This is a genomic window from Streptomyces sp. NPDC060049 (genome assembly GCF_042736715.1).
Classification (GTDB): Bacteria; Actinomycetota; Actinomycetes; order Streptomycetales; family Streptomycetaceae; genus Streptomyces.
In genome coordinates this window covers 246905-259542 of the sequence record NZ_JBHWVV010000004.1, presented here as the reverse complement: position 1 = coordinate 259542, position 12638 = coordinate 246905, and the positions used below count along the sequence as shown (strand labels likewise).

Sequence of the window (12638 nt, the reverse complement as noted above, 5' to 3'; positions counted from 1 at the left end):
TCACTGGATTGTTACCTTTCGTCCCTCGATGCGGTAGCCGTGCCGGGCCAGGCGCCCCACGACGTCGACGAGCAGCTCGCGCTCGACTTCCTTGATCCGCTCGTGCAGAGCGGATTCGTCCTCTTCGTCCCGAACCTCGACCACACCCTGGGCGATGATCGGACCGGTGTCCACGCCCGCGTCCACGAAGTGGACGGTGCAGCCGGTGACCTTCGCGCCGTAGGCGAGGGCGTCCCGTACGCCGTGGGCGCCGGGGAAGGCCGGGAGCAGCGCGGGGTGGGTGTTGACGAACCGGCCGCCGAAGCGGCCGATGAACTCCGGCCCCACGATCTTCATGAACCCCGCCGAGATCACGAGGTCCGGCGCGTGGGCGGCGGTGGCCGCGGTCAGGGCCGCGTCCCACTCCGCACGGCTCGGATGGGCCTTGACCGGGCACACGAAGGTGGGGATCCCGGCCTTCTCGGCGCGCTCCAGGCCGGCGATGCCGTCGCGGTCGGCCCCCACGGCGACGACTTCGGCGCCGAAGCCCTCGGCTCCGCCGGGGTGGGCGTCGATGGCGTCGAGCAGGGCCTGGAGGTTGGTGCCGGATCCGGAGACCAGCACGACCAGGCGGGAGGCGGCCATGGGAGGCCCTTTCTCGCGCGGGGGCGCCGCCCGGCCTGAGCTGGGAGCGCGTCGTTCGTCTTGTGTGATCGTATGAAACTTCGGGTCGCCGCTATACGGGGGACCATACGAAGCCACCGACCGCCTGCAACGATACCGGCACACCGGACGGCCCCCGAGGGACGGGGGCGCGGGCGGGCGGTAGCGTCTGGCATACATGCCTCAAACAGGCCTCCGACGTCCCAGCGACGTCCACGACACAGGGGATGAAACACACCCGATGCCGGACCGCCGCCAGCCCGACCCCTCCCCCGACGACAACCCCTTCGCGGCGCCCCCGGAAGGCCGGCCCGACCAGCACTGGGAGCCGCGCACCGGCGGCGACGGCGGTCCCGGTCAGGGGCCGGTCGAGGACCCCGGGTCCGGGCCGGCGCGCTGGGACCCGACGGACCCGGTCCAGCGGCGCGCCCGGTACGCGCTGCTGGCCGGCATGTGGGGATTCTTCTTCGGGGTCTTCGGCATCCCGTCGGTGGGACTGCTGCTGGGCGCGCTCGCCTTGTACTGGGGGATCAGCGCGCTGCGCGGGACGCCGGCGAAGCCGGCCGCAGAGGGCGCACGGGAGGGCTCGGACCCGGCCGTCGCCAAGGGCGGACTGGCCGCCCTCGGGGCCGCCGCCCGGCCCCAGCGGACCGCCGCGGTGAGCGGACTGGTCACCGCGACGCTGGCGGTGCTGCTGGCGGCGTCCTCGTACGCCGTGCAGCTGACGTACAAGGACTTCTACGTCTGCACGCAGGACGCCCTGACGAAGTCGGCGGAGCTGCAGTGCAACGACCTGCTGCCGGACAACGTCATCGGGAAGATGCTCCGGGTCCAGCGGTAGCGGGCCCCCGGCCGGCCGGGCGGGCGCCCGGAGCGCTACTCGGCCTCCCCGGCCCGCCCGCCCGGCCCGGGCCGGGCGGGCTCGGGGCCGGCCCGTCCGGGATCCTTCCCGGGCTTGCGGCGGACCAGTACGCGGGCACCGGCCACGGGGGGCACGAGCTGCCCGGCGGCCCGCGCCGGCGGTGACTGCGACGGCTCCGCGGGCAGCGCGGGGATGGGGATCGGGGTCAGGTCCAGCTTGAGGCCGGGCATGACCAGCACGGGCCGCTTCGGCGGCGCGGCCACGGGCGCCGCCGCACGCGGCGACGCCGTCAGGGGCCAGGGGGAATCCCGTGGAACCACCGGCGGCACCACCGGCGGCACCACCGGCGGGGCCTGCGCCGGCGCCTCGGCCGGCCGGGAGGAGAAATCCGGGACCAGGGTCCCCGCCGCCCGGCGCAGGGCCGCCCAGCGGACCTCCCGCACGCCGCTGTCGTGCCAGCCGTCCTCGCCCCCCGTGTCCGCCGCCCGCGCCAGGTCCCTCGCGGGCCGGTTGCGCCACCCGTGCACGGTCACCGCCAGCGGGACCGCGAGCACCAGGGTCCAGGCCAGGGCCGCCCCGCCCGCCTGCCACCACACCGGGCCGAACGCGGCCAGGTCGCGGGAGCCGAGCGGCCCCCCGGAGACCGCGGCGAGCCCGGCCGTGGCCAGCGCGCACACCGCCGCGCCCAGGGCCGCGGTGAGCGCGGTCTCCCCGTACGAGACGTCTCGCGCCCGGCGTACCGCGAACCAGCCCACCGCCAGCCCGGCCAGCACCGGCACTCCGGCGACGGCCCAGGTCAACGGCGTGCCGGGGCCGTCCGGAGGCAACGCCGCGAGCAGGGGGAAACGCGGCAGGGCGGGCGAGCCGCCGAAGCCGAGCGGGGTCGCGGCGGCTCCGGTGCCGAGGGCGAAGCCGGGGCCGAGTGCGTAGGCCGCACCCCAGACGACCGCGTTCGGGATCAGGGTGAGGGCGAGCAACAGCACTGCGAAGCGGCCCGACCAGCCGCCGGTCAGCGCCCCGAAGGACCCCTGCACCTCCGCGCCGTGCCAGGCCAGCGAGGCGCCGACCACCAGGGCTCCGCCGCACAGGAGGACCAGGACCCCGGCGGCGCCCGCGCGCAGCGCGAGCTCGTAGCGCGGGCGGGTGAGCCGGCCGGGCAGTTGCCCGAGCGGCCTCCCCCGGGCTTCCCAGACTCCGCCGGCGGCGGCGAGGGCCGCGACCAGCGGGAGGTGCCAGGCCGCGCTGAGCGGGTCGGCGGGCATCGGCCCGGCGGCGGCGTACACGGTGGCCAGGACGCCGACACCGAGGTAGCCGCAGAGGACGGCGGAGAACACGACACCGGCCGGCAGCGGCTGGGCCCCGCGCGGATCCTCCTCGGCGGCGCTGCCGAGCCGGGCGGCGCGCCGGATGAGGAGCGCGGGCAGTGCGATGAGCAGCAGCGGGATCACGCCGACGGGGGCCGGCACCCCGGAGAGCGTCTCGTAGCGGACCAGCTCGGTGCCGTGCGCGAGCAGCCAGAGGCCCGCGGCGAGGTGCAGGGCGCCGCCGGGGCCGCTGTCGGGGTACGGGGAGCTGATCCACAGCACGATGACGAGCACGGCGAGGAAGCCGAGCCCGAGTCCTGCGGCGACGGCTCCCCCCACGACGCAGGCGGCGGCCGCCGGCGAGCGGCGCCGCGCGGGGGCCCTTGGGGCCGTAGGCAACGGGGTCCCGCGTTCGGTCACTTGGGTCACCCCGCCATGGTGCCAACGACACGCGCTATGGGCGGGTAACAGGCGAATGACCGTGGTGTCGCTCAATATACGCTTATGTACTTTTTCGCTCAGGGCGTCCGGGCCGCGGGGAGTGTGGCATGACACAAAGCGTCACGGAGCCGGGCCTTCCCACCCCGAAGGAACGCCGGCGCCTGCGCGAAGCGGCCGAGCTGACCCACGAGGAGGTCGCGGCGGCGGTGGGCGTCACCGCGACCACGGTGCGCTCCTGGGAAACGGGCCGCACCGCCCCCCGGGGCCGCAAGCGCGAGGCCTACGTGAAGCTCCTGACCCGCCTCGCCACCACCGCCCCCGACCAGGAGGCGGCGCCCGCCGAGTCCCGTCTGGACGGAGCGCCGACCCCGGCCGACACGGTCGGCCCGGACACCGACGCCGCGTCAGGAGCGAACGCCGGGCGGGATCCGGACCTCTCGGCCGACGCCTCGACCGACGCCTCGACCGACCCGGCCGGGCCCACCGCGGACACGGTGTCGGCGGCGGCCCCCGACTCCGCACCGCCGACGGGTGAACCACAGGACGCGACCAGCCTTGCGGATCAGGTCGCGGACGCCGCGTCAGACGTGGACCCCGGCTCCGGACGGGCCGACGGCGCCATCGGCCCGGTGGCGGCCGCCGGCACGGACGCTGACGGCGAGTCGGCCGCAGCCGCCGACGCGTACGGGGGGCGGTTCGCGCCGCGCACGCGCGGCCTCGCACGGCCCTTCAGCGCGCAGACCCGGCCCAAGGCAGCGGTCAAGCGTGCCGCCAGACCCCCCGCCGGGGTCCCCCGGCACGAGGCCAAGACCGGCGGCAAGACCTCCGCCGGCGGCGGTGGCGGTAGCGGTAGCGGTAGCGGTAGCGGTAGCGGTAGCGGCACCCTCGGCCCCGGCGCCCCGCTGCCCCCGGGCCCGGGCACGCCCCCGGATCCCGGTGCGGGCGCGGGTGCGGGGGCCTTTCCGGGCGCTGACACCGACGCGCTCCCGGGCGCAGACCCCTACGCGGGCACGGACGCGGGCAGGAGCGCCGGCCCCGACGCGAACAGGGATGCGGACGCTGCCGCGCGCGCGAGCGCAGGGCCCGACCCGGGCACGGCTGCCGGCGCGGACGCCGACGCACGCCTGAGCGCAGACCCGGGCGCGGGCAAGGCTGCCGGCGCGGGCGAGGGCGCCGGCCTTCCCCCGGCCCGAGCCGAGGGGTCGGGCGCGGAGGCGGACGAGGAGGCGGAGGGGGGGCCGGGCTCCGGGCCGGGCGAAGCCGGGCCGGGCGACTCGGCGCCGGGCACGGGGACCCGTACCGCGCCGCAGAACGTCGCCGCCGAGGCCTTCGACGCCCTCTACGCCCGTACCGCCGCCGCCCTCGCGCGCCAGGCCTACCTCCTGACCGGCCGCCGCGTCCTCGCCCAGGAGGCCGTCGAGCGTGCCTTCCTCCAGGCCTGGCAGCGCTGGCCCGAGGTCGCCACCGACCCGGACCCGGTCGGCTGGGTGCGCGCGGTGGTGTACGAGTACGCGCTCTCCCCCTGGCACTGGTTCAGGCGTGACCACCGGCGCGCCGACAAGCCCCCGGCCGACCCCGCCGACCGCGTCCTCCTGGACGCGATGCTCGCGCTGCCGCCGGCCCAGCGCCGTACGGTGCTCCTCTACGACGGCGTCGGCCTGGACCTCCCCGACACCGCCGCCGAGACCGAGGCCACCACGCCGACCGCCGGCGGCCGGCTCGTCCACGCGCACGCCTACCTCGCCGACCGGCTGCCCGAACTGGCCGACGCCGCACCCGAGAAGCAGTCCGCGCTGCTGCGCGAGCGGCTCGGCACCCTGCGGCCCGCCGGACGACTGGAGCTGCGCGCGGCAGCCTCCGTACGGGCAGCCGGCGAACACCGGGCCCGGTTCTGGGCGCGGACGGCCCTCGGGGTGACGGCGGTCATCGCCGCCGCCACGGCCTATACGGCGGTGACCGCGCCGACCGAGTACCAGCCGCCGCTCGCGCCCGGCGCGAGCGTGTCGGGCGTGCCCCCGCTCAGCGGCCCGCAGCAGCTCAGCGACGAGGGCCGGCACCTGCACGACAAGCTCGTCTCCGACCCGGCGGCCGGACCCGCCCGGGTCTCGCCCCTGCCCGGGTGAGGACGGAACCGCACGAGGCCGCCACGCGAGGGGAACGGGCGTGGCCCGCACCCCTTCACAGGGTGCGGGCCACGCCCGTTCTCGCGTACGCGGTGGCGTACGGGACGACTACTGCGCGGCGCTGAGGATCTCGCGCGCCAGCTTCGCCGTCTCGGTCGGCGTCTTGCCGACCTTCACGCCCGCGGCCTCGAGGGCTTCCTTCTTGGCCTGCGCGGTGCCCGAGGAACCGGAGACGATGGCGCCGGCGTGGCCCATGGTCTTGCCCTCGGGGGCGGTGAAGCCCGCGACGTAGCCGACGACCGGCTTGGTGACGTGCTTGGCGATGTAGTCCGCCGCACGCTCCTCGGCGTCGCCGCCGATCTCGCCGATCATGACGATCAGGTCGGTGTCGGGGTCCGCCTCGAACGCCTCGAGGGCGTCGATGTGCGTGGTGCCGATGACCGGGTCGCCACCGATGCCGACGGCCGAGGAGAAGCCGATGTCACGGAGCTCGTACATCATCTGGTAGGTCAGCGTGCCGGACTTGGACACGAGACCGATGCGGCCGGGCTTGGTGATGTCGCCCGGGATGATGCCGGCGTTGGACTGGCCGGGGGTGATCAGACCCGGGCAGTTCGGGCCGATGATCCGCGTCTTGTTGCCCTTGGCGCTCGCGTACGACCAGAAGGCGGCGGAGTCGTGCACCGCGATGCCCTCGGTGATGACGACGGCCAGCGGGATCTCGGCGTCGATGGCCTCGACGACGGCGGCCTTGGCGAAGGCCGGCGGGACGAAGAGGACGGAGACGTTGGCACCCGTCTTCTCCATCGCCTCGGCGACGGAGCCGAAGACGGGGATCTCGGTGCCGTCGAAGTCGACGGTGGTGCCGGCCTTGCGCGGGTTCACGCCGCCGACGATGTTGGTGCCGTCAGCCAGCATCAGCTTGGTGTGCTTCATGCCCGTGGCACCGGTCATGCCCTGGACGATGACCTTGCTGTCCTTGTTGAGGAAGATAGCCATGTGAGTCTTTGACCTCTGCCCTTACTTCGCAGCCGCGAGCTCGGCGGCCTTGTCGGCCGCGCCGTCCATGGTGTCCACGCGCTGCACCAGCGGGTGGTTGGCGTCCGAGAGGATCTTGCGACCCAGCTCGGCGTTGTTGCCGTCGAGGCGGACGACCAGCGGCTTGGTGACCGCCTCGCCCTTGTCCTCGAGCAGCTGCAGCGCCTGGACGATGCCGTTGGCGACCTCGTCACACGCGGTGATGCCACCGAAGACGTTGACGAACACGGACTTGACGTCCGGGTCGCCCAGGATGATCTCGAGACCGTTGGCCATGACGGCGGCGGAAGCGCCACCGCCGATGTCCAGGAAGTTGGCGGGCTTGACGCCGCCGCCATTCACCGACGTGTACGCCTCGCCGGCGTAGGCGACGACGTCGAGGGTGCTCATGACGAGACCCGCGCCGTTGCCGATGATGCCGACCTCGCCCTCGAGCTTGACGTAGTTGAGGTTCTTCGCCTTGGCGGCGGCCTCGAGCGGGTTCGCGGCGGCGTGGTCCACGAACTCCTCGTGGCCCGGCTGGCGGAACTCGGCGTTCTCGTCGAGCGAGACCTTGCCGTCGAGCGCGATGACGTCGCCGGAGGCGACCTTCGCGAGCGGGTTGACCTCGACGAGGAGCGCGTCCTCGGCGATGAAGGTCGCCCACAGGGTCACGAGGACCTCGGCGACCTTCTCGGCGACCTCGGCCGGGAACTGCGCCAGGGCGACGATCTCGCGGGCCTTCTCGATGGTCACGCCCTCGTTGGCGTTCACCGGGACCTTGGCGAGCTTCTCCGGGGTCTCCTCGGCGACCTGCTCGATGTCCATGCCGCCCGCGACCGAGGCCATGGCCAGGAAGGTGCGGTTGGTGCGGTCGAGGAGGTACGAGACGTAGTACTCCTCCAGGATCTCCGGAGCGGTCTCGGCGATCATCACCTTGTGGACCGTGTGGCCCTTGATGTCCATCCCGAGGATGTCCGTCGCGCGAGCGACGGCCTCGTCCGGGGTGGCGGCGAGCTTGACGCCGCCGGCCTTGCCGCGGCCTCCGACCTTCACCTGCGCCTTGACGACCGACTTGCCACCCATGCGCTCGGTGGCCTCGCGGGCTGCCTCAGGCGTGTCGATGACTTCACCGGCCAGCACCGGTACACCGTGCTTGGCGAAGAGGTCCCTCGCCTGGTACTCGAACAGGTCCACGCGCGTCCGTCCCTTGTCTTTTTAAAGATTCGCAGTGATTCGCGGTTGTCTGCTATCTGCGTGGGCGTGCCGCGGAGGGCAACGTGACGGCGCTGTCACAAGGAAGGCGCACACGGTGACCGTGGACGCGGCATGTCCGTCCCGCAGGTTATCCCCGTGGGACGTAGGTCCCTAAATCGCAGATCACACCTGAGCGGTGATACCTGTCACAGATCGCCTCACGGTTGAACTGCGTCTTCGTGTGATCTGCCGATGCGCGGGCACTCCTACGGGGCCCCGCGCGGCCGCCCCGGACGGGGCGGCCCGGGCGGCCGGCCGGTCACGGGACGGGCAGCGGCCGCTTCTCCAGCGCCGCGGCCATGACCTCCGGGAACAGGTCGGGTGTGCAGGCGAAGGCCGGGGCGCCGAGCGCGGCGAGGGCGGCGGCGTGTTCGCGGTCGTAAGCGGGCGCTCCCTCGTCGGACAGCGCGAGCAGGGTCACGAACTCCACCCCCGCGCCCTTCATCGCCGCGACCCGCTTCAGCATCTCGTCGCGTATCCCGCCCTCATAGAGATCACTGATGAGGACCACGACCGTGTCGGCAGGACGGGTGATCTTCGACTGGCAGTAGGCGAGCGCGCGGTTGATGTCCGTGCCGCCGCCGAGCTGGGTGCCGAAGAGCACGTCGACCGGATCGTCGAGCTGGTCGGTGAGATCCACGACAGCGGTGTCGAAGACGACGAGGCGGGTCGCGATCGAACGCATCGACGCCAGCACCGCCCCGAAGACCGAGGCGTAGACGACGGAGGCCGCCATCGAACCCGACTGGTCGATGCAGAGGACCACCTCCTTCTTCACCGCCCGCGCGGCCCGGCTGTAACCGACCAGCCGCTCGGGGACGACCGTGCGGTACTCGGGGAGGTAGTTCTTCAGATTCGCCCGGATGGTCCGGTCCCAGTCGATGTCCGCGTGCCGGGGCCGGCTGATCCGGGCGGACCGGTCGAGCGCGCCGGTGAGCGTGGCGCGGGTCCGGGCCGCGAGCCGCTTCTCCAATTGCCCGACCACTTTGCGGACCACGGCCCGGGCGGTCTCCCGGGTCGTCTCGGGCATCGCCTTGTTGAGGGAGAGCAGGGTCCCGACGAGGTGCACGTCCGGCTCGACCGCCTCCAGCATCTCGGGCTCCAGCAGCAGCGCGGACAGCCCCAGCCGCTGGATCGCGTCCCGCTGCAGGACCTGCACCACCGAAGTGGGGAAGTACGTACGGATGTCCCCGAGCCAGCGCGCCACGTTCGGCGCGGAGCCGCCGAGCCCTGCCGAACGCTCCCCCGCCCGCTTGCGCCCCCCGGCGCCGGCGCCCCCGTACAGCGCCCCCAGCGCGGCATCCATCCCGGCGTCCGCCCCGCTCAGCGCGCAGCCGGTCCCGTCCGCCTCTCCGCCGCCGAGCACCAGCCGCCACCGCCGCACCCGCTCGTCCCCGCCGCCACCCGGTCCCGCCGCCACCGCGTCCCCCACACCAGCCATCTGCCCGTCCCCTTCTCTCGTCACAGCCACCACCCGTTCAGCCGACGCATTACCTCCCCACCCGCCCCGCCGCCTCCCGCGGGGCTCCCGCCAGGAGGAGGCGGACCAGGTCCACCACCGCGTCCGCCCGGTCCACGTCCAGCTCCGGGTCGAAGCCCGCCGGAGCGGAGCCGGGACCGGCCGCGGCCCGCCCGCCGGCCGGCCCCCGCCGGACCAGCTCCCCGAGCGTCCTCTTCACTCCCGCCTCGTACGCCCCGAACGTCCGCCGCAGCAACGGCAGCACGTCGACGAACGCCCGCTCCGGCACCGACACCAGCCAGCTGTCGATCAGCCCCAGCAGCCGCTCGTCGTGGACCAGCAGCGTGCCGCCCGAGCCGCCGCCCGCGAAGCCCTCGATCCAGCCCGCCGCATCGGCCGGCGCGGACGCCGGGGACAGCGACAGCCCCATCAGCCGGGCGGTTTCCTCGGGCGGCAGCCGCCCGTCGTCGAGGAGCAGCCGCGCGGCCCGGCCACGTATCAGGCCGGGGACGGTGTCCCGCCCGGCCAGCGTCCGCAGCACCGCCGACCAGCGCTCCCGCAGGCCGCCCGGCTCCTCGCAGTCCAGGAGTCCGATCGCGCCGTGGACGCCGTCCACGTGCCCCCGCAGCTCGGCCGCCGCGTCGGCGTCCAGCCCTGCCGCGCAGGCGGGCGGCAGCGCCACGCATATCCGTTCCGCGAGCCCGGCCGCGACCGTCCCCAGCGCCGCCGCGTCGGTGCCTCGTACGTCCCCGTAGCGCAGCGAACGGGCCAGCGCGGGCAGCGCCTTCGCCAGTCCCGCCACGTCCGTGTCCAGGGCGGCCCGGTCGGCGAGCGCCCGCAGGACGGCCGGCAGTGCCTCGGAGAGCCCGGCCAGCAGGCACCGCTCGGCCAGGGCGGTGACCTCGCCCAGCTCCCCGGCGGCCGCCGCGTCGGCCTCGGCCCGGGCGGTGGCGGCCCCGAGGACGGTGGTCCCCCAGATGCCGGCTTCGGCCACCCGCACCGCGAGCTCGGGCTCCCAGCGCAGGCGCCAGGTCTCCCGGAAGGTGCCCGTGCTCCCCCGCGAGGCCGCCGGTACGCCCCAGCCGATGCCGAGCAGCCGCAGCCGGTGCAGGAGGAGGGACTTGGCGGCGTCGGTGTCCTTGCGCAGGTCGAGCTCCAGCTCCCGGTCCTGTGCCTCGGCCTTGAGGCGCAGGGAGCGCTGCTGCCGGGTCAGGTCGCGTTGGAGGGGTACGACGGGCGTCGCGTCCGGGACTTCGCCGAGCACGTCTCCGACGACGAGCCGGTCCTCGATCAGTGCGAGCGGTATGTCGGAGCCTTCGCACATGACGGCCCGGACCGCTTCCAGGGTCTCCGTCAGCCCCGCCACCGGCCGGCCCCGCATCGCGGCCAGTGTGTCGGCGAGCCGGACCGCTTCGATGACGTGTGCCGGGGAGACCTGCCGGTCCTCCTCGCGCAACAGGCCGGCGACCTTCGTCATCCACCGCTCGACGGGCCGGTCCCGGGCGGCGAAGAGGTGCGCGTACCAGCCGGGCGAGGTGATGCCGGCCCCGTATCCGCCGGCGCGGGCGAGGCGCCGGTGGGTCCAGGGGACCCAGGTGGTCTCCACCTTGACCTTGGGCAGTCCGGTGAGCAGTGCCTTGTCGGCGGCCGCGGTGGTCTTCGCCCGGAGGGCCGGGACGTGCCAGGCCCCGCAGACGACGGCGTACGCGTCGCCGAACTCGCGGCGCGCGGCCCGCATCCGCTGGCGCATGTACGCCTCGCGCACCAGGTCCCGGTGGTGGCCGCCGGCTCCGTACTCCTCGCGCAGGGCGCCCATGGCCTCTGCGAGCGCCTCGAACACGGCCAGTGGGTCGGTGTCCGGGCCGGCCGTGCCCCGGTGTTCGACGACGTCCTCCCACCAGCGTTCGGGGTCGTCGTACCCGGCGGTCCCGGCGAGCACGGCGAGCGGGTCCAGGCGTACGGACGCGGACGCCCCGTCGTCCCCCTCCCCGTCCTGCGCCCCGTGTCCCTGCCCGTCCGCCGGCACGGCCAGCGAGTGCGCGGCGGGGAGGTCGATGAACCGGACCGGCACGTCCCGCGTCTGCGCCCACCGGATGGCGGCCCACTCCGGGGAGAAGCCGGCCAGGGGCCAGAAGGCGGCCCGGCCGGGGTCGTCGGCGGCGTGCGCCAGGAGTGCGACGGGCGGCCGCATCCCGGGGTCGGCGGCCAGCGGCAGCAGCGCGTCCCCCTCGGGCGGCCCCTCGATGAGCACCGCCGCCGGCCGCGCCGCGTCGAGGGCGGCCCGGACCGCGCGGGCCGATCCCGGCCCGTGGTGCCGCACGCCCAGCAGCAGCGGCCCTCCCCCGGGCCCCGTCACGCCTTCCGCCGCCCGGGGGCTCTTCACGGCGGGCGTGCTCATACCGTCACCTCCCGGCAGGCGCGGTAGAAGTCCTTCCAGCCGTCGCGCTCCCGGACCACCGCCTCCAGGTATTCCTGCCAGACGACCTTGTCGGCGGCCGGGTCCCGCACGACGGCCCCGAGGATGCCGGCGGCCACGTCGGAGGGGCGCAGCACGCCGTCCCCGAAGTGGGCGGCGAGGGCGAGGCCGCCCGTGACGACCGAGATGGCCTCGGCGGTGGACAGGGTGCCGCTGGGCGACTTGACCTTCGTACGGCCGTCGTCGGTGACACCGCCGCGCAGCTCGCGGAAGACGGTGACGACACGGCGGATCTCCTCGAGGCCCTCGGGTGCGGCGGGCAGGTCGAGGGCGCGGCCCATCTCGTCGACGCGGCGGGCGACGATGTCGACTTCGGCGTCGGCGGTGGCGGGCAGCGGGAGGACGACGGTGTTGAAGCGGCGGCGCAGCGCGCTGGAGAGCTCGTTCACGCCGCGGTCGCGGTCGTTGGCGGTGGCGATGAGGTTGAAGCCGCGCACGGCCTGCACCTCTTGGCCGAGCTCCGGTATCGGGAGCGTCTTCTCGGACAGGACGGTGATGAGGGTGTCCTGGACGTCGGCGGGGATGCGGGTCAGCTCTTCGACGCGGGCGGTCATGCCCTCGGCCATGGCCCGCATGACGGGGCTCGGTACGAGGGCTTCGCGGCTGGGGCCGTGGGCGAGGAGGCGGGCGTAGTTCCAGCCGTAGCGGATGGCCTCCTCGGGGGTGCCGGCCGTGCCCTGGACGAGGAGGGTGGAGTCGCCGCTGACGGCTGCGGCGAGGTGCTCGGACACCCAGGTCTTGGCGGTGCCGGGGACTCCGAGGAGCAGGAGGGCCCGGTCGGTGGCGAGGGTGGTGACGGCGACTTCGACGATGCGGCGCGGTCCCACGTACTTGGGCGTGATGACCGTTCCGTCGGTGAGCGTGCCGCCCTGCAGGTACGTCGCCACGGCCCACGGGGAGAGCTTCCAGCGGGTCGGGCGCGGCCGGTCGTCGGCCGCGGCCAAGGCTTTCAGTTCGTGTGCGAAGGCGTCTTCGGCGTGCGGTCGCAGCGCCTCTGCGGTGGTCTCGTTCCCGGTCGTGTCCATGGTCCCCCTCCAATGCTCCGCAGCCGCTTCCG

The 12638-nt window shown here is 74.6% G+C and carries 9 protein-coding genes; 2 read left to right on the top strand and 7 right to left on the bottom strand.

The window, feature by feature from the left end; all coding sequences use genetic code 11:
• Complete coding sequence (purN, locus tag ACFWBY_RS08910; protein ID WP_385340931.1) at positions 1–624, bottom strand: phosphoribosylglycinamide formyltransferase; 624 nt, start codon at positions 622–624, stop codon at positions 1–3.
• Between the two features lie 259 nt (positions 625–883).
• On the opposite strand from purN, the gene ACFWBY_RS08905 reads away from it, so the two are divergent.
• A complete protein-coding gene (locus ACFWBY_RS08905; protein ID WP_385340929.1) occupies positions 884–1483 on the top strand; it encodes a hypothetical protein in 600 nt (199 codons plus the stop codon).
• Between the two features lie 35 nt (positions 1484–1518).
• On the opposite strand, the gene ACFWBY_RS08900 is transcribed toward ACFWBY_RS08905, so the two are convergent.
• Positions 1519–3237: a DUF6350 family protein gene (locus tag ACFWBY_RS08900; RefSeq protein ID WP_385340927.1), complete on the bottom strand. Its 1719-nt coding sequence runs from the start codon at positions 3235–3237 to the stop codon at positions 1519–1521.
• A 119-nt stretch (positions 3238–3356) separates the two neighbouring features.
• On the opposite strand from ACFWBY_RS08900, the gene ACFWBY_RS08895 reads away from it, so the two are divergent.
• A complete protein-coding gene (locus ACFWBY_RS08895) occupies positions 3357–5372 on the top strand; it encodes a helix-turn-helix domain-containing protein (protein WP_385340926.1) in 2016 nt (671 codons plus the stop codon).
• Between the two features lie 108 nt (positions 5373–5480).
• On the opposite strand, the gene sucD is transcribed toward ACFWBY_RS08895, so the two are convergent.
• From sucD to ACFWBY_RS08870, 5 genes are all read right to left on the bottom strand, one after another.
• Positions 5481–6371, bottom strand: a complete 891-nt coding sequence (gene sucD / locus ACFWBY_RS08890) for a succinate--CoA ligase subunit alpha (RefSeq protein ID WP_385340924.1) — start codon at positions 6369–6371, stop codon at positions 5481–5483.
• A 21-nt stretch (positions 6372–6392) separates the two neighbouring features.
• A complete protein-coding gene (gene sucC / locus ACFWBY_RS08885; RefSeq protein ID WP_385340922.1) occupies positions 6393–7586 on the bottom strand; it encodes an ADP-forming succinate--CoA ligase subunit beta in 1194 nt (397 codons plus the stop codon).
• Positions 7587–7905: 319 nt separating this feature from the next.
• Positions 7906–9087 carry a VWA domain-containing protein gene (locus ACFWBY_RS08880; RefSeq protein WP_385340921.1) on the bottom strand — a complete coding sequence of 394 codons (1182 nt, stop codon included), beginning with the start codon at positions 9085–9087 and terminating at the stop codon, positions 7906–7908.
• A 49-nt stretch (positions 9088–9136) separates the two neighbouring features.
• Positions 9137–11503 (bottom strand): DUF5682 family protein, encoded by a 2367-nt coding sequence (locus ACFWBY_RS08875; RefSeq protein ID WP_385340919.1) that lies wholly within the window; start codon positions 11501–11503, stop codon positions 9137–9139.
• Positions 11500–12606, bottom strand: a complete 1107-nt coding sequence (locus tag ACFWBY_RS08870) for an AAA family ATPase (protein ID WP_385340917.1) — start codon at positions 12604–12606, stop codon at positions 11500–11502. Before ACFWBY_RS08870 ends, ACFWBY_RS08875 begins: the two co-directional genes overlap by 4 nt.
• Positions 12607–12638 lie beyond the last annotated feature (32 nt).

Excerpts from the sequence above, each read along its gene's own strand:
- purN (WP_385340931.1), bottom strand. The coding sequence starts at position 624 with ATGGCCGCCTCCCGCCTGGTCGTGCTGGTCTCCGGATCCGGCACCAAC.
- ACFWBY_RS08905 (WP_385340929.1), top strand. The coding sequence starts at position 884 with ATGCCGGACCGCCGCCAGCCCGACCCCTCCCCCGACGACAACCCCTTC.
- ACFWBY_RS08895 (WP_385340926.1), top strand. The coding sequence starts at position 3,357 with ATGACACAAAGCGTCACGGAGCCGGGCCTTCCCACCCCGAAGGAACGC.
- sucD (WP_385340924.1), bottom strand. The coding sequence starts at position 6,371 with ATGGCTATCTTCCTCAACAAGGACAGCAAGGTCATCGTCCAGGGCATG.
- ACFWBY_RS08880 (WP_385340921.1), bottom strand. The coding sequence starts at position 9,087 with ATGGCTGGTGTGGGGGACGCGGTGGCGGCGGGACCGGGTGGCGGCGGG.
- ACFWBY_RS08875 (WP_385340919.1), bottom strand. The coding sequence starts at position 11,503 with ATGAGCACGCCCGCCGTGAAGAGCCCCCGGGCGGCGGAAGGCGTGACG.
- ACFWBY_RS08870 (WP_385340917.1), bottom strand. The coding sequence starts at position 12,606 with ATGGACACGACCGGGAACGAGACCACCGCAGAGGCGCTGCGACCGCAC.